Below are 17,432 nucleotides of genomic sequence, written 5' to 3' on the forward strand. Positions count from 1 at the left end.
AATGATAGATTGTAAAATAACGGTTTACCCTCTGATTTTATTGGTATATATGAGATAAAGCAAATTGTCACATCAAAGGGGGAGCCATCATGAGTAAAAGTTTTAAGTTCAAGTTAGCGCTATATTTCGGAGTCGTCATCCTTATCGCATCCCTTGCGATTGGAACGAGTGTCTCCATGCTGAGCGCAAGTAAGCTAAAGTCCATCAGAAACACGACTTCCGAGGAACTGGCCATCGAAACGACTGCGACGATTTCAAATTATCTCGCGTCCTATAGCCGGGCGATTTACACGCTCAGCCTCGATTCCAATGTCAAATCCTCACCTGTCTACCACGATTCGATGCCGTGGATGCTCAGGACATTCGAAAGCTTTACAAAGGCATATCCAGAAGCGAGCTATATCTACATCGGCTATGAAGAGGAATTGGGCTTTACGACAGACGATGTGGAGCCTAAGCTGAAAGAATTTTTCGGCAACGTCAAAATTGACAGCGACGAACTTGCCTATAAGGAAGCTGCTTATAACGCGACAAAAGGTTTCTTCACTATTCCGCACTTCAAGGCGCCTGCAGATTACGATCCATCCAAACGTGGTTGGTACGCCCTTGCAAAGGGTGCGACTGAACCCATGTGGACCGATACCTACATCGACGCTTTCACAGGACTTCCTATTATCACCTGCGCCGCGCAAGTACTTGATGACAGCGGCAAGTTCATTGGCGTCGTTTCGGCGGATATCTCGCTTGATACCATCGCGCAGACCTATAAGGACACCGTGGTAGGAAACACCGGCTACCTGTTTATCACCGACTCGGCCGGCAATGTCATCGCGCACCCAGATCCCGCACAACTTGGAGAAAGTGTACAGGAAATGGAGTTCTGGTCTCAGATGAGCAACGGCACTCAAGGATACATCAATTACAGCTATAACGGCGAAAAGAAATACCTTTATTACACAACCGAACCAAACACTGGTTGGAAGGTAGCCGTTCCATTCGCAAGCAATGAAATCAGCATAGACACGACCCCACTTATCCTAAGCAGTTCGCTTGTGATGGTGGTTTCAGTCGCTATCGGTATTGCAATCGCAGTTTATATCGCGATGAGAATCACAAAAGACTTGAATACGGTAAACCTGTCCCTATCAAAGGTCGCACAAGGTGATTTGACAGAAAAGGTGGTCCTCTCAAGAAAAGACGAGATCGGACAGATGGGAGAAAATCTCAACAAGACAATCGATACGCTCAACGAGATCGTAAACGAGATCAACCGCACTTCGACCGCCGTTAAACACGACACCGACAACCTGACCACGGCAATCGGTGAGACGACGCTCGCGACTGAGGAAATCGCAAGATCCATCCAGGATGTCGCCAAAGGCACAAACATGCAGGCACTTGAAGTACAGGACGGCTCTGAAAAGACCGCTTCTGTCGGCGAAAAAATCACCGAAGTCAACCATCTTTCAACCGAAATGGGCAACCTTTCAGACGAAATCAAGGGCGACAGCGAACAGGGCCTGATCACGATGAAGCAACTCATCAAAAAAGCGGAAGAAAAAGAACAGTCATCAGAAGAACTGTCAACCATCATCAACAGCGTGGACGCGCAGTCGAAAAAAATCGGTGATATCACAAATACCATTTCTTCTATCGCACAGCAAACCAACCTACTTGCCCTCAACGCGTCTATAGAATCGGCAAGAGCTGGTGAGGCAGGTCGCGGTTTCGCAGTCGTCGCTGAGGAAATAAGAAAGCTCGCCGAGCAGTCCGCGACATCGAGCGATGATATCAAAGAACTGATCGACAACATGCAGAGCCAATCCACAACCGCTGTTAAGACGGTGGACAACAACAGAAAAATCGATTCTGAAGAGTTTGAGGCCGTTAAGAAAACCGAACAGATTTTCAACCGGATTTTCGAGCGACTCAACGACCTGTTGAAGAGCATAGAAAGCATCAAAGTCAAAAATGGCGATATCGACTCCGATTCAAGAGCCTTACTTGATGTGATGAACAACGTCTCTTCTGTCACAGAGGAAACATCTGCAGCATCTGAAGAGGTCTCCGCGTCCACTGAGGAGCAGTTGGCTTCTATGGAAGAGATCGCAAGTCAGACAGAGCATCTGAGACAATCCGTCGAGGATCTCCATCACTTGATCTTAAGATTCAAGACCACCGTTTAAAAGCATACAAAAATCCCCTTCTAATTTTTTAGAAGGGGATTTCTTATTGAATACGCTATCTACAAGTCCGGTAGTTCCTTATACGCGATAACCTGCGCAATCGAAAAGGAAAGCAAACCGGTCCAGATCAGTAAAAATGAGATCAAGCTGTTCAGATCGAAAGCTTCTTTGAATACAAAGATACCCAGCATCAGTGAAATCGTGGGTGCGATATACTGTAAGAAGCCCATCACATTAAGCGGTAGACGCTTTGTGCTTTCGGCATAAAGGAGCAGTGGAGTGGCAGTCGCAAGACCGCTGATGCTGATCAAAATCCAAAAGCCCGCTGGCAGATTGCCTGTAATTCCGTGCCCTGATGCTTCCTGTGTGAGCAAATACACAAAAGCCGGTATGCCGACGATCAACGTTTCAAATCCAAGTCCTAGTACCGAACCCACCTTAGACACTTTCTTAAGTACGCCGTAGATGGCAAAAGATACAGCCAGCACAAGAGCGACATAAGGAACCTGTCCATAGGTGATTGTCTTATAAATGACACCAGTAGCTGCAAAGAGGATTCCTATCCACTGAAGCCCGTTGAGTCTTTCCTTAAATAGCACGAGCCCGAACAAGGTAAGAACAAGAGGATTGATATAATAGCCGAGACTCGCTTCGATCACATATCCGTTGTTCACACTCCAAATGTAAGTGAGCCAGTTGATGCTGATAAAAACAGCCGGTCCCAACATTTTAAGCCACATTTCCCTTTGAGTGACCAGCCTTTTAAACGCGTCCCACTCCTTTGTGACCAGTAGGATGCCAAGGACAAACACAAGGGACCAGACGACACGCTGCGAGAAAATCTGGTAGGGACTGATCGCACTTACCAGTTTCCAGTATAAGGGCAACAGACCCCACAGTATAAAAGCACTCGTTCCAAAAGCCAAGCCGCTCAAGTAGTTTTTCTTATTCATTCAGCCCTCTTCAATTCTATTTATCCGCCAACATATCCACCTAAAAATTCATGAATACAGTGTAGCACACTTGAGGCTCAATTGAATAGTCATTGGGGCCTTAATGTCACTATAGGATAAAGGTCGCAATCGAATGGTCGGGCATTGTGATATTCACACCCACACCATCCACAACCAGTGCAAGGTCCTTGATCCAGCCTTCATTTTGAACGACAACCACCGTCTTGCCATCAGGATTCACAAACGAAACCGCATGTATTCCCTCAGCGTTTGTGAGAGTGCTCGCACGCTTGGCGCCTACCTCGATGTATCTTGAAAAGTGACCGATGTAGTAATACGAAGGATTGATCATCAATTTCTTTTCTTTTCTATCAAACATGATCGGCGCTTCACAGAAGTTATCCACGTGGTTTGGACCACCCTCTTCATTAAGCAGGATGTTCCAGTCGATCCAACCCTCGCTCCAGTTGTTAAAATCACCTATGATGTTTCTACCGTAGATCTCACCGTTCTTCCATGACCCGATGTAACCTTTTTTTCCTGTCGTATCAGTGGAAAGGTTTGTCAGTTCGACACATCCCTCTGTAAAGAGAAGGTGTTTGTCTGGGAACATCTGATGAAGTACTGACAGATTCTCAAAAGCTTCGCTAACATACCAGTGGTTGCCTGTTCCCCATACGTATTTCGCCGCCTCTGGATCTGAAAGGACTGTCGCAGCGCGTTCTACCATGATGTCGCGGTTATGGTCCCAAATAAGGATCGCCTTGTCCTCCATTCCGTTTTTATGAAGGGTCGGTCCTAGGTGGTTCTTCACAAAATCCCTTTCCTCCTCGGCGGTATAAGAACATGAATCCCAGACTTGAACAGCTGCAGGTTCATTTTGAACGCTCACTCCCCAAATGTTGATTTCCCTGTCTTTCATGCCCTCGATGAACTTGACGTAGTAATTGGCCCAAGACTGTGCGAATTCCGGCAGCAGCTTTCCGCCGTAATTCATGTCGTTGGTGTCTTTCATAAAGGCAGGCGGACTCCAAGGCGATGCCAGAAGGGTCATGTCATGACCCGCTTTTGACTGGGCCAGCTTTATCATTGGAACCACCCATCTGTCTTCTCTTGACATGTCGAAGGTAGAAAGCTCCTTATCGCCTTCCTCGACATAGGTGTAATTCTCCAGCGAGAAGTCGCTCGAATGGATATGCACCCTTCCTAAGACGTAACCAAGTCCTTCGGTCTTGTCAAAGCAGGCATGGATGAACTCGTTTTGAAGCTCGCCGGGCATTTCGCTAAAGGTGAAGGCGGCGGCTTCTGTAAAGGATCCGCCAAAGCCCATATGTGTCTGACAGAGTTCTTTGGTATTTACCACCACGACACTTCGGCTTGGATCGTATTCGCCTGTGATCTTGATCTCGGGCATTTCAAACCATTTTTCGTTTTTCCTGTTAACCGTCCTAATCGCTCTCATTGATTACTGACTCCTTTTACTTAATTATCTATTATTCCGTCGCCGTACTTATATTGATGTTCTAGTCGATCATAGTCGCTAAAAAGCGCTGAATCGCTTGCCTGTTCATTTTCAATCGGCCAAGTCACGGGCAAGGTGCCTTTAAATGGACTTTGGCCGAAGAGCACATCTGTGATGCCCGCACCCTCGGTTCCCGGAAGCCAAGCCATGACAAACGCATCCCAGCCCCCTATGTGGTCTTTCACAAGTAAGGGCCGACCAGCCACCATGATCGTCACGACAGGCAGGTCGTACTTTTTTACTTCCTTAACCGCAGCAAGGTTGTCCTCAAGCGATAAGGGGCCATCCAAAGAAAGGTCGGCAGTATCGCCGTTCATCTCCGCATATGGCTTTTCACCGATGACAAGGATTACAAGATCCGCTTCTTCCGGATCCTTTACAAGTCTTCCTCCACCTTTGGCAAGTTCTGCTTCAAATGCCTCTTTGATGCTGGTTCCCTGATTGAGGTCAGCTGTCATCTCTCCCTGCCAGCTGAGTGTCCATCCACCGCACTGAATACCTACATTGTCGCTTGCCGGTCCTACAAGATAGATCTTAAGACCTGAATCAAGTGGAAGCACCTCTTCGTTCTTAAGGAGCACAACCGACTCGCTGACTGCTTTTCTTGCAAGCGCTTTCGCCTCATCGGTGCCCAAGTCTGTGGCACTTTTTTCTGTGAAAGGCTCAAACAGACCCGCTTCAAATTTTAAAACGAGAATTCGCTTAACCGCTTCATCGATTCTGTCCTCACTGATCTTGCCGTTTTCAACACCGCTGAGAATCGCCTCATAGACCTCTTTCCAGTTGAAGGGCTGCATCAGCATGTCGATCCCCGCATCGATGGCGCTTGCGACTCTATCTTCAAGCGTACCTTCGAGTCCGTCGATCGCTTCCCAGTCAGAAATCACAACACCTTCAAATCCGAGTTGTGTGCGCAGGACATCTGTCAGGAGCGTCTTATGCCCGTGCATCTTCACGCCGTTCACACTATTGAAAGACGCCATGATCGTTTTTGTCCCAGACGCTATCGCCTGCTCATAGGCAGGCAAATACATGTTGAGCAGCACCTGATAGTCAGCGGTCACATCACCCCTGTCGATCAGATTCTCACCTTCCCCGGTACCGAAGGTGGTGAATCCGTCCCCAATGAAGTGTTTTGTCGTCGCCACGACGCCTTCGCCTTGAAGTCCTTTGATATACTCGCTGCCTAAAACCGATACACGCCCTGTGACTTCGCTATAACTCTCATAGGTCCTTCCCCATCTGATATCCTGCACGATCGAGACTGCGGGAGCGAAGTTCCACTGGATACCCGTCGCCTTGATGTCTTTTGCGACAGCTTTACCGATCTCATGCATAAGGGCTGGATTGTTCGCAGCGCCAAGACCGATGTTATGCGGGTAAATCACAGCATCCAGAACGTTATTATGTCCGTGTACCGCGTCAATGCCGTAAATCAGGGGTATCCCACTTGAAGAGTTTCTGGATACCTTCTGCATCCGGTTGGATAGCTGCATCCAACCTTCTGGAGTGTTCTTCGTCGGAACACTCCCTCCTCCGCTAAGCACAGAGCCGATATTGTATTTTGAAATCTCAGAGAGTTGAATACCGGATCGCTCCGCTTGAATCATCTGCCCCGCCTTTTCCTCGAGGGTCATCCCCTTAATCGCCCTATCGATATCCTCAAGGGACTCGATAAGAATTTTTCCTCTTTCCTCTTGTGCTTGTGCAGTTTCATCATCCACAGGCACTACTTCATCCTCTACTTCTGAAGTCCCGCAACCGCCCATTAAAAGTACGGCGATCAAGGTAAGGCAGGTCATCCATTTCTTCATCTTCTCCTCCAGTTTCTCAAGTCATCTATCCCAAGGTCACAATCATGGTTTTCACTTGATTGTCCCTTACCTTGTGCGCCAGGGCTCCTGTGATCTTCTCAACATTTACTTTATCACCGTCAAACAGCTCAAGCTCATACAGAACAGGTGAGACGCACTCTGTACCAAAGGTGTCTTTTTTCTTAGGATTCCTGTAAATGACAGTCGTCTCCTTCAAGAGTGTGAAGCTGACCTCACCCGACTCATCAAAGAAATCACTGCGAAGTACCGGATTCAGACTGAACGTCAACTCGTCTGCACTGCTGAATAGCTTGGTGCCTGTCATCATATGAAGCCACATCGTGATCATTTCAGAAGTGGTTCCAGTCAGTCTTGAAACAAATCCACGACCATGGTTCTTAGGATTCGGATTTCTCGACGAAGCGATGAAGGACGAGTTCTCAAGCGTGCTTCTTCCATAGACCGCCGGGTCCATAAACGGTGGTAGCGCCGTGCACGCAGCCACATAGAATTCTTCATGCAATCCGCTTTTGATCAGTCCTAGCAAGTACTTGTAGCTCATATGCATGAACACCGACTCCCTTTCAAGCCAGCCTGCGGTGAAGGCTCTTGCACGGCCTATTTCGAGCGTTTCCTCCTCAAGCGACTCAGAAGTGATATACATCTTGAGTTTTTCATCATACATGCCGCTAAGTCTGATCTTGTCAAAGATGACCTTGGCCTCTTCTTTATCCTTTAGCTGCTTCAGATACCTTGCAGGCGCTTCAAGATAAAGAGGCAGGATTCGAACACACCAGCGCTTGACAGTCACTGTCTGCATACCGTTTACAGGATGTTTCGCTCCCTCGTTCAGACAATAGTCCACGGCGTCATGCACCAGATAACTAGGAAGGATACCGTCTCCCATTTTGGTCGCCTTAGCGATAGCATCTTCAATTTTTACAAGCATGGATTCAAGTAGACTTAAAATTTGTTCACTAGCAACCTCGACAGACCTGCCGTCAATACCTGCTTCTATCTTTTCAAGATAGTTTTCCTTCTTGTCTTGAACCGATTCCCAGAACTTAAGTTCATCTATCTTCTGATCCAAACGGCTTTTCAGAAGGTCATGATAGTCGTCTATCAATATGGCGACTTCCACCGGTAGGACCATGCCCTTAGGATACCTTGAGAGTCCGTCTGTGAGGAAGTTGATGACGCGTTTTATTTCTATCACCTCACTCATTCCAGATCCGAACAATCCAGGCAGTCCGTTCATCGCATCGTTCCAACCGGGCTTATCCGAGTTCATCATGATACCCAAGCCCGAAGGATCAAAGTTGGTCATCTTGTTGATCGTAAGGATCATCAGTTTTTCAGCGAGTGTCGTCTTCAGCACCTGACCACTGGTGTCTTTTGTCCAGTTTGTAGCGCTTATATCAAAATTTTCTGTTTCAAGTTTTTCTGAGTCCCTATGAATCGCATCGTATTGTCTGACCTTACCGTCCTTTGTAAGCACGTACTTGTCCTTACGTGGAAGCACTCTGTCAGGGCTTCTGAAATACTTGTACTGATCCTCATACAAAAGGGATTCCAGGCGGTCTGGATAGATGTTGAGATAATTGTCCACAAGGTCCATATTGTACGTCCAGTGGTCTACCCAAAAACCATGACCGTAAGCCGCCTGGTTTTCTTGGATGGCCTTGCTCATCACGCGCTTTAAGAAGTCCTCACGCGATACCTTCAGCTTTATATCAAATTGCTCCATTTTGGTTAACAGCTCACCCGGTGTGAAGGGTTTCATAAGAAGCGGTCTTATGGACTCCGCACCTTTTGCAATCGACCCTTCGATCAATCCGATATCACAAGGGTCGATCGAAAGCTTGCTGCCTTTGACCGACAATGGATTTTGTCCGTCGATTTGCAAAAGCTCCATAAACTGTTTGATGTTGTAGAGCCCAGCTTCTTTGACAAAATAGACATCGTTTCTTCGGTTCTGATTCACATCCCTGAAGTTGCCCACCCCATGGGAGTAATAGGCCGGTTCCACATAAAAATCGTTGTATTCCCTTTCCATGTCGCCATGGATTCTTGAATAGACATGGTAGACGATGGGACCCTCTTTACCTTCAAATGTCAGTGGATAGCCGCCTCTTAAAAGGTTGTCCAGATAACTCTGTTTGACATAGGCGTCAAATACCTTGTAGGCCGTCTTACCCTGCACATCGTCTGTCAGTTCTTTTGTCACCTGTGCGGCTTGCGATTCCTGGGCGTTGAAGTAGTCGACTCCAAAGTCGACAGCAAGAGCATTTAGCACTTCCACACTGTCCGTCTTACCCACGATGCTTGAAATGGTAAGTATGTCGTCAAGTTCACCTACAAACGCTCCAAAAGCGCACGGAAGCTTGTTCGCAGACACTTGATCAACCTTAAGCAGGTCAACTAGCGATTCTTTCATCAGCATCACAGGTCGTAAAAGTCCGGTCTGTTCACCAAAAATGACTTCAGGATCGTAGACAACCGCTAAGGCTTCTTTTCTTCCTTGAACAAATGCGGCGTAAAAGTGACCTGCTTCAACCGTTCCGACTTCCGCGGAATCATTGGTTGTCGACCTATTTCTGAAAAATGGCATGTTGACATCCGTATTGTATGCCTCAAACCATGCGACAGCGAGGTTCGACAAGTTCTTCGTCACAAAGTTGGAGTTTTGGAAGGGCCAGACCGTCATCAGTCCGTCGAGCACTTCTATATTTTTACTTGAGTCGCTTAGGTTCTTAAGCGTCACCTTTCTGATAAGTCCCGGATACGACGTATTCGTTGTCGTATAGTACTTCACATTCACCTGAATGCCGATCGTATGGTTGATTTCTTCAAAACCCACACTGTTGGATTCGATGAGCATCTTTCTTTCAAACACATCATCCGATGCAGACGAGAAGATCTCGTGCACTTTTCCGTCTACTTTGACGAAGGTTCTGAATCCCTGTAGCTCCGTTCTCTTGTAAGCCACATTTGCCGGAACAAAATCAAAGATGGATCCATCCTTGTTCTCCACACCGAAACCCGCGATCCCTTGTCCTCTATTGGCATAGTACACCCACATCGGAATGCCGTTTAGCCCCGCGATTCCCGGTAAGAAACTGGCAAAGGGCTTTTGCTCGTCATAGGATTCAATAATGAACTGTTCTTCTTCGTACCTGTATTTACTCATTTTCAAACTCCTTCATAAGTGAACTTATATTCTCTGACGGATACACTCTCATCAGCCTTCAATTGTCAGTCTCAATGCGAGCGAAATCGATTTCTCTTTTCTGTAAATAAAAACGACTTATTCAGCCGCATTTATTTTTTTAACAGTATCTCTTTCAATAAGCGTTACAGGAATCCTATGCGGTTTCCACGTCGTATCCTTGTTGCTGATCAGTTGATTTAGCGTATAGGCGACTTGCCTTCCAATTTCTACCTTATCTTGCCTGATCGTCGTCAGTGCCGGGCTAGACAATTGGGCAAAGGCGATATCGTCAAATCCGATAACCGAGATATCCTCCGGTACTTTTAATCCAAGTGATTCAATCGCTTTTATCGCACCAATCGCCATGATGTCGGCAGACGCGAAAATAGCGGTGGGAAGCTCATCCCTCTTGTATTTTCCTAATAGCTCAAGTGTCGCCTCATGGGCCTCGTCAAAATCGAAAGCCTCTGAAAGGACAATCTGCCTATCTTCAACCACCAGCTGCTTCTCGTTCATAACCGTCTTATAAGCTTCGTATCGTTCCCTAGAAGATAAGGTATGAAGCGGTCCGCCTAAGTGGGCGATCTTATGGTGTCCATTTTTAAAGAGGTAATCTATTGCTGTCCTAACGCCTTCGATGTTGTCTGACATCACATAGGGAATATCCTTGAAGATGATATCTGTAGTGACGCATTTGATCTTGCTCCCGAACAGATTTTCAAAGTCCAGATCATCTGGATGGGCGGTGATGACAAACAGTCCATCTACCTTACGGTATTTGCAGTGGTCCAGGTAACCGATTTTCTTTTCGCCGACCGAATTGTTGATAAATATCGTATCAAAACCATATTCACCGATCGCCTTTCTAAACGATTCAAGCACCACAGAAAAAAACGGATGTTCAAGTCCGATTCCCATATCCTCAGAAAATACAACACCAATCAGATAACTCCGGTTGGTTCTGATGCTTCTCGCGCTTAAGTTCGGAACATATCCGATTTCTGCAGCGATTTTCATCACCTTGTCTTTGGTTTTCTGGCTGACTTCGTCATAGTCGTTGAAAACTTTTGAAACAGTTGTGGCAGACACTCCTGCCAATTTTGCAATATCATAGATTGTAGGCATATTTTTCTCTTTTCTAAACAAGTGACAACCATCAACGAAATCGATTTCGTCACCTGTGTACTAATCTTAACATCTAAGGAAATCGATTTCAATACTCTATTTGAACAAATCATTAATAATATTATGATTCATCAAGATCAATTCATAAATGAACTTAAGGTGAACTCCTGCAGTGATCTGCATCTCGTGGTTGAGAGGCTTTTGAAATATCACTTCACCCCCGCTTGCGATAAAATCAGCCAAGGTGATTCTTTTAGTGCAAATCGACCTGACCTGATCCCGGTTTAAAAATATGATCCCATGCGACTCCATCGCGGGAACAGGCTTCTTAAGGGTTTCAGCAATAAAAAGAGCTGTGGCCCGGTGCTGGTTTCCGACAACGATGAGAGGTTTTAGGTCAAAGCGATCGAACTTCTCATACATGATCCTTTTCTTGTGCCACTTTACTTTGTAAAAAGTGTAATCGACATCCTTGAGGTCCACAGTCACACATGCTTCTTCCATCAGCTCCCTCTCCAGGGCATCCTGAATTGATTCACCTTTTTCAATATGTCCACCAAGCCTGATTACTTTAAGCTTTGTTCCATTTTGATCCGGTCCAATCATGAAGGCTAGTGAATCTTCATATTTTAGGTATACGCCTACTGTTGTAAAATTCAAATGGGTTTCTTTCAACATAGGGGTTCCTCCAACTGACAAATGGTCAAATAAGACCTGCAAGTGGATGACTGCTTGCAGGTCCTTAACAACAGTATAACTTTTTACGTCAAATTAGCCTAGCCCCCGTAATAAATAATTCATACAAACACTCCACGTCACGCCTATTCACCGTAGTAGATGAGATAGCTTGTCCCGGGCACATCGTGAAAGCCGTCTGAAATCTCCGCGCTATTGCTGTGCCATAGCAATTTTGTGTTTTCAAACTGCTTGAGCCACAGCCTCAAGACACCAGGGGCATCCAGATGGTCACTCGTGCTTTTTGCAATCGCTTCATAATTTCTGTTTTCGATCCACTCCATCGTTTCATCGTCCTTCGTATTTGCCATAGCCGCTGGCAAATAGTGCGAGAAGTCGATTGACGCTATCCAGAGTACTTTTTTATTTTTTGTGTAGTCATTCAGATACGCATGAACCGCATCCAGTTGCTCAACCGACGTGTTGCGCGCCACAACCAGCGTAAGGATAGGAGCGTCGAATCCGACTTCCGATAAGAAGGGCAGATGGTTATAAATGCCGTGTTCCAGCAAGAGCAGTTCCTTGTCGTATCTGATAAGATGTTTGTTCTCCATTTCAAGAACGCAATCATCCATAAGGAATATGGTATCAAAAGCGATCAACGGTTCCTTTCTCGACAGGATAGGCGCGTTGATCCTCCCTTGATGGTTCGGCGACATAAGGATAATCAGTTCAGGATCGAAATCTGCGATTTCACGATAAGCTTTTAGTATCTCGTGTCCTGCCAGCAGATGGTGCGGAAGAATCATGCCGATCTGCTTCTTGTCAATTTCCAAGGTTTCAAACCTATTCTCATCTAGTGACTCCGTTTTACTGAAGATGTTCATCAGCTGCAAATACTCAGGTGCCGGGTAGGATACGGTCTGTATCTCATTATCCACTACAGCCACGATTCTCATATTCTGCTTCGCATCTTTTTCAGCCGGGGCGTCCCAACCATATCCTATGCGCAAAAGGCAGATTGCCACCGTACAAATCACTGCCAAAACCAGCGACTTTCTCTTTACATTCAATCACTTCACCTTCAATTCAAAGGGGTTCGATTGATAGTAGGCATGGTCCCCTGTGGACAATACGGAGGGCTCCAGCTTAAAGGTTCCTGTCTGTTTGGCCCTTATCGTATAGGTAAATGTTTTCTTCGTCTCCTCGCCGCCAAAGTGGAAATAAAGGTTGGTGGCATTCATTTGGCTTCTTGGCATCACGACAGAAAATCCAGATGGAACACTTTCGATGACTGTCAAATAGGCCATGGAAGGTTTGGTGACTTCTATCTCTACTACTATTTCTTCTGAAAGACCTACCTCTGATCGGTCAAGAGTCTTTACAATCTTATAACCGCCCTTTTCGCTAAAATCGACATTGTAGAGATTTCCGACGTAGTATTCCTCAATTTCACCCGGTCCACTGATATTCGAAAACTCGATTTTCGGTTCAACGCTTAGAGGCAAGGTGTAGGCAAAGACCGCTTTATGGCTGACATGCTCCGTCACGCCATTAAGTAGGACGTCGAATACTACCGGTCTAAGGTCCTTGTCTTGGTACTGGTAGTACCTCATCATCAGTAGTTGCATCACATGCTCTTTCGGTAGGTTGGCTGTCGCTCTTTCAAACCAGCCTGTGGCATCATTCAGTTTGAGTTCAGATGCCAAACCTGCAAGATGCAATAAGACTCGCTGGTCGAGTTCTGTCCACTTGCCGTTTGAACCGATGTCTTTTTGGAGTTCCTCATAAAGAAGGGCGCTCTTTTCTATCATTCCTGACTCTGTTAGAGCACAAGCTAAAATGACCTTCTCAGATGCGGTATACGCGTTTGCCTCGTCAGACCCCAGCAGAAGGTTGAGCTTATGCACGACTGGCTCGTCAAGGGCTGCAAGTCCCCATATCGCATAAAGCCTGTCTAGGGTAGATAGCTCCTCCTCGTTAAGCACACGCTGGAAATATTCTATTGTACTCTGTTTATCAAGATACTCTGGTGCGATGACTGCGATATCTGTTGTAAGCTGCAGGTCATCCTCGGCATTTTCAAGTATGCTGATGCCGCCGCCATAATACGTAAAGGGATCAAGTGTGTCAAGATAAGGAGTTTGAAGGATTTCTGTCGAGTACATTCCGCCATACCTTATCCGAATCAGTTCGTTTGTAAGCGCCCATTCGGCTCTTTTTGACGGATAGGTCAGTAGTTTCAGTAGTTCTTCGTGAAGTTCCCGCGCATCTGTGTTGATGATCCTCAAGTAGGATGATTTTTCAGGCCTTGTAAGTGTAAATGTATCTGACAAGGGCAGCCTTCTCATCGCTGAAAACTCTACCTTGGAATCGACGACTTCAAAGGTTTTAAGTACCGCATCCTTGTAGGTATCGGTGTCTGCGAAAAGTGTGACTTCATACCTTCCAGGTTCAAGGGTTTTCATGGCAAGAGAAGTGTACTCCGAAGCCAACTCTGTTCCATCAAGTGTATAATCCGGTCCTGTCGGAGGATTCACATTCAGCTTGTAGGTAACCGACGTATCCTTGTCGATCGCCTCTCCACCTGCCCTGACTACCACATCCGCCTTTTCACCGGTCAAATAGTTCTCTTGAAGAATCATACGCGAATAAAACGGCAGCGTGCTGACAACTTGTTCTGTCGCAGTACCGATAAACCTTTCACCGCTGATTCCATGGGTGGTGATCCGCCATTTTGTGGTGCTGTCCGGAAGTGTGAACGAGGCTTTTCCGATCCCATTCTGATCTGTTTGGATCTCTATGAATGCCGCAGTATCCTTGAAATTCTCTCTAATATAATAGTCGTCCGACCCGCCTTCACCCATTTCAGCCATGTCCGGGAAAGTGATATATCCCGTATGGTAATGTTGTGGATACCCTGCGGTCGAATCATAGTCATAGAACTCCTGATAGGCTTTACGATTGTCAGGGTATAGCGCGTAGTAGGCTTCGTCCATCATATTGATCAGCACCCTGCTTTTCACGCCTGTCTCACCGATTTTTGACACCACTTCAACCGTGATCTCCTCTCCAGGTTTGTACTGGTTACGGTCGGTTGTGATGGTCAGATCCAGTTTCTTTTCTTCAGGATCCATCATCACACTGATTGTCGGAGGATATTCACCGATCCTAAACTTGCTTCCATCAAAGTAGATTCCTCTGATCAGCACATTGGATACATCCTCTTCGGTGAACACCTCGGAATAAGTACTGCCTCTGTTGACCTGATGTTCCCTGTAACCGTTCTTATAGACTACAAATAGCGTCTTTTCCTTTGTGGCGGACCTGCTTTTAAGTACGTTTTCAGGCAAGTCGAGTTCAAGTGTGAATCGCTCATTGAGCTTCACACTGTCCAGTGCTTTGAACCTCGGAGCAGCCTCATACCTTTCGATATAACCATGTGTACCATATACATAAGTGTTCGCTTGGATCATATGATCTGGTGTGTCCATCGTCGTGACCTTAACAGAGTAGTTTCGACCTGGCACATAGTCTATGCCGATCGTCGACAGTCCGTCTTCTGTGATAAGCGACCCATCATAAACGACCGCTCTTCGGTAACTATAATCATACTTTGTTTCCATTTCTTTAGTCAGCGGATTGTAACTTGTGCCTAGCGTTATGGCTTCGTAGTAGGTTTCTTCAACTATCACGTGTATTGGAATATCAAGCGGTTCTCCTGAATAGAGTTTGCTGTCGTCTGTCATGAGCTGCTTTGTAGGAAGTTTCAGCTTATGGCTGGTAACTTCGATTATAAGCTGGTCCTCATTCTCATTTACCTGACTGGTCGCATCAAGAATAATCTCAGATGGAAAAATCTGCACCATGTCATGGTCAGCTACATCCGTGTTCTCAGCCTTCTTATTCGTGGTTTCTACCATAAACATAAAGGGTTTTGAAGTCTCGTACCAGTACTTGGGAGTATACTGGATATCATAACTGCCAGTCGTGTCGGTGACGATCTTCTCAGATCCCAACTCACGCTCCCAGTAGCCTTTTCCGCTGTAGGTATTCAGTTCAAAAAGGCTTGTGGGAGTTTCGTCGTAATAGGTCACCGTTCCATAGAGTCTTGTCGATTCACCTGGCCCCAGCACTTCTTTTTCAAGTTCGGTTGTGATGATGAATTCGGGTTTCACATAGGTTGAAATTCCGACACTTAGTGTGTCGAGTACAACCTCACCAGCAGTCACCTCCAGTTCATACCTGTACTCCGAACGCTTATTCAGCTCAAAACTACCGCCATAAGTGCCGAAGTCGCTCACCTGCGATGTCATCCTATCCACTTCTTCACGATGGTCGTTAAAGAGTACAAGCTCCACAGACGCCGGGTTTTCCTGACCTAAAAGATGGACCATGCCAAAGAAGGATGCCATATCGCCGTCCTGGTATACCGATCTGTCCGAGTAAAGGAAATAGTGCCCCTTTGGAGTTTCATTCTTATCACTACTTGAGGAGTAATCATACCAGTAGTAGTTCCGATTGAACCTATAAGGCAAATGGACACGCTCATCTGTTGTCTCCACAACTATAGCAGCATCTGTAGAGTCAAGTTCGACATAAGCTGTTCCATCAGATCCGGTTTCACCTGTAAGCGCTCCGTCTACAATTATTTTAGCGCTGTCTATCATTTGACCTGTTTCAGTATCGATGCACCATAGCAGGGCGTCATCTTCCGTGCTTTCTATATAGATGTTTAGATTCGTTACTTGGAAAAACTGATAGTACGTGTTTGAACGAGCACTGAACTTGGCAAGGTAATACCCCTTGTCGAGTCCGTCTAGGACACCAAAGATTGAATAGCTCCTCTCAAATGCGCTGACTTCAACACCATCTATAGGCTCTAGTACAGATTCATCCATTCGCTTGCCGGGATGCGAATAGTACTTACTGTCTGCTAGGTAGTTCGCAGTGGCTTTCCGGTAGCCTTCTTCATCCATCCTGTAAAGCTGAACCGATTCAGGCGAGGGCATCCATTCGTAAGGAACCTCGAGCACGGCAGCATCTCCTTCAAGAACAAGACTCATCTTCGCTTGTTCATATCCGAAATTTCCGGATTCTCCCGTTGTGAAGTCAAACGCGTAACCGGACGCCAAGAGACTACCGACCTGGCTTATAAACCCGTCCCTTACTTTCACCTGATAGGTGCATCCTAAGTCAAGCGAAGTAGGCATCAGGATCAAGGTATTTTTGTCGATTCTGTGGGAATATTCAATTTCAGGTTCTATTGTGATGAACTCCAAAATGCTTTCGTCAATTACTTGCGAAAACGAGATTTCTATTCCAGAACTAGGCGGAACACTGCTTGAATGCCTCGCCGGATAGGTCCCAACCACCTTTAAGTTACCGCCGACTTCAAAAGACCAGCCTGCAGTACGGGTTTTGTTATTGTGCCTGAACTTAATGACCGTTCCGGCGTCAAGAGGCTCAACGGGCTTGATCAGCACACTCAAGTCGCTTGTGCGTTCGACCTGATACTCCACTGCCGGAGTGATTGACAAGAAGGTTGCAAGATACCCGTCGTCAATCTCTGTGTCCGCGGTCACCAAGAACGAAGTATCCTCACTGATCAATCCGTCAACTGCATCCAAGGCCTCGACGCTCAGGATGTCAACCGCTTCCTTGCTAATATCCACCCTATCAGGCGGCAATTCGATTTGCACTTCTTGCCCAGTGCCTTCCTTCTCTCTGTTTAGCATCCAAATACCTGCCATTAGTGCAATTAAAACCGCTGTCATAATCAGTGCGATCCGCTTTTTATCCATATCGATCCGTAGACCTCCTTATCTTCTGTCCGCTTTTCTTTATTATAAAAAAACAATACCCAGATGAGTGGAATTTAAGAATAATTTAATATAAGGAAGTTCATTAATGGAAAAAGGATGCTAAAAGTAAAAAAGTTCTCTT

At 46.2% G+C, this 17,432-nt stretch carries 9 protein-coding genes; 1 reads left to right on the forward strand and 8 read right to left on the reverse strand.

Annotated elements, in window-relative coordinates; translation table 11 throughout:
* The first annotated feature begins 89 nt into the window (after nucleotides 1–89).
* A complete protein-coding gene (locus DWB64_RS00875; RefSeq protein ID WP_129486289.1) occupies nucleotides 90–2,186 on the forward strand; it encodes a methyl-accepting chemotaxis protein in 2,097 nt (698 codons plus the stop codon).
* 59 nt (nucleotides 2,187–2,245) lie between these two features.
* On the opposite strand, the gene rarD is transcribed toward DWB64_RS00875, so the two are convergent.
* The 8 genes from rarD to DWB64_RS00915 form a co-directional block, all read right to left on the reverse strand.
* Complete coding sequence (gene rarD / locus DWB64_RS00880; protein ID WP_129486290.1) at nucleotides 2,246–3,139, reverse strand: EamA family transporter RarD; 894 nt, start codon at nucleotides 3,137–3,139, stop codon at nucleotides 2,246–2,248.
* Nucleotides 3,140–3,248: 109 nt separating this feature from the next.
* Nucleotides 3,249–4,601, reverse strand: a complete 1,353-nt coding sequence (locus DWB64_RS00885; RefSeq protein ID WP_129486291.1) for a glycoside hydrolase family 30 beta sandwich domain-containing protein — start codon at nucleotides 4,599–4,601, stop codon at nucleotides 3,249–3,251.
* A 20-nt stretch (nucleotides 4,602–4,621) separates the two neighbouring features.
* On the reverse strand, nucleotides 4,622–6,475 hold the full coding sequence (locus DWB64_RS00890) for a glycoside hydrolase family 3 protein (RefSeq protein ID WP_129486292.1): 1,854 nt from the start codon (nucleotides 6,473–6,475) through the stop codon (nucleotides 4,622–4,624).
* Nucleotides 6,476–6,500: 25 nt separating this feature from the next.
* Entirely contained in the window at nucleotides 6,501–9,665 is a 3,165-nt protein-coding gene (locus DWB64_RS00895) for a cellobiose phosphorylase (RefSeq protein ID WP_129486293.1), read from the reverse strand.
* Nucleotides 9,666–9,782: 117 nt separating this feature from the next.
* Nucleotides 9,783–10,811: a LacI family DNA-binding transcriptional regulator gene (locus tag DWB64_RS00900; RefSeq protein ID WP_129486294.1), complete on the reverse strand. Its 1,029-nt coding sequence runs from the start codon at nucleotides 10,809–10,811 to the stop codon at nucleotides 9,783–9,785.
* 96 nt (nucleotides 10,812–10,907) lie between these two features.
* Nucleotides 10,908–11,489, reverse strand: a complete 582-nt coding sequence (locus DWB64_RS00905; RefSeq protein WP_129486295.1) for an NUDIX hydrolase — start codon at nucleotides 11,487–11,489, stop codon at nucleotides 10,908–10,910.
* A 143-nt stretch (nucleotides 11,490–11,632) separates the two neighbouring features.
* Nucleotides 11,633–12,559, reverse strand: coding sequence for an AmmeMemoRadiSam system protein B (gene amrB, locus DWB64_RS00910; protein ID WP_129486296.1), 927 nt, complete (start codon nucleotides 12,557–12,559; stop codon nucleotides 11,633–11,635).
* Nucleotides 12,560–17,290, reverse strand: coding sequence for an Ig-like domain-containing alpha-2-macroglobulin family protein (locus DWB64_RS00915; protein WP_129486297.1), 4,731 nt, complete (start codon nucleotides 17,288–17,290; stop codon nucleotides 12,560–12,562).
* Nucleotides 17,291–17,432: the final 142 nt, after the last annotated feature.

The sequence above is a fragment of the Fusibacter sp. A1 genome (assembly GCF_004125825.1).
Classification (GTDB): Bacteria; Bacillota; Clostridia; order Peptostreptococcales; family Acidaminobacteraceae; genus QQWI01.